Genomic DNA, 1,214 nt, shown 5'->3' on the forward strand with positions numbered 1-1,214 from the left:
GGATGTAGGTAGGCGGCCGCGCCGGCGGCATCGGCCCGCACCTGCGTGCCCGAAATGGGCACCTGCTCCCGGGCATTGTCTACGGCTACGTGCGGCACGCCAAGGTGCGCGGCGAAGCCCGGCCCGTAGGCTTCACTGCTGAATACGGCATCCACTTGCAGCCCTTGGCTGGCCAGCCACTGCCGCACGAATTCGCGCTGGGTGTAGTCGTCGGCCGCGTCGGGTGGCAATCCGTCGGCCTCGACCGAGAGGGCGAAGATGCGCAGCGGCGTGGTGCCGATGCGCGGGCCATCGACCACTTCATCGCCGCGGTACAGCTCGCGCAGCCACTGGGCGCGCTCGGCGGCCGGGTGCGTGGGCGAGTCGGGGTTGGCATACACCAGCACCAGCAGTTCACTTACCTGGGCCGCCGCCGTTTCGAGCAGCAGCTGGTGTCCCCGGTGCGGCGGCCAGAACTTGCCCACGATGAGGCCGGTGCGGAAGGTTGGGGGCATGGAGTTTGGTGATGGGGTGAATAAAAGAACGTCATGCTGAGCGCAGTCGAAGCATCTCTGCCGTGATAGTAAACCCAATCCAATAGATTAGTTGCGCGGTAGAGATGCTTCGACTGCGGCTGCGCTCGCCGCTTGATGCGCGGAATGCTCAGCATGACGTTCTTTTATTCGCCCCATCACCTTTTACAGCCCCACTTTCAGCTCGGTGCGGCGCAGCTCGCGGCCCACGATGCGCACCAGCTGGTAGCTGTCGGTGGTGGCGTCGTAGCTCAGGCCGACGCCGGTGCCGGTGCTGGGCAGCGCCTCCCGGCCCAGGAGCCAGCCGCGCGCATCGTAGAGAAATACCTGGCCGGGGCCGGTTTCGGTGATGGCCACGAGGTGCCGGCCGCCGCCGAAATCAAACCACTGCACGCCGCGCTCGCCCGAAGTCACGAACTTCTGCGTCAGCAGCGGGTCATTCAGGGTGGGCAGGTAGAGGTCGAGCTGGTTGTTGTCTTCGCGGGCCACGGCGAAAGAGCGGCCGTGGGGGTCGGGCACGAGGCGGAAGCGGGCGGTGCGGCTCCAGGTAGCCACCCGCTTGCGGCTGAGCACATCGCCACCAAGCGTGAACGTCACCAATTCGCCGTGCTGGTTGACGACGGTGAGGTGCGAGCGGCTGAGCGTGCTGCCGGGCTGCGCGAAAATGTCGCCGGCCAGGCGGGCGCCCGCGCTCAGCGGAAA

At 66.9% G+C, this 1,214-nt stretch carries 2 protein-coding genes; both read right to left on the minus strand.

What is annotated here, in order from left to right:
* A partial coding sequence (locus tag ACYVDE_RS23410; protein ID WP_460503935.1) for an adenylyltransferase/cytidyltransferase family protein occupies positions 1–494 on the minus strand: 494 nt, incomplete at its 3' end.
* A gap of 183 nt (positions 495–677) precedes the next feature.
* Positions 678–1,214 (minus strand): hypothetical protein (locus ACYVDE_RS23415; protein WP_460503936.1); only part of this gene is annotated, 537 nt, incomplete at its 5' end.

It is taken from the genome of Hymenobacter agri, assembly GCF_054778495.1.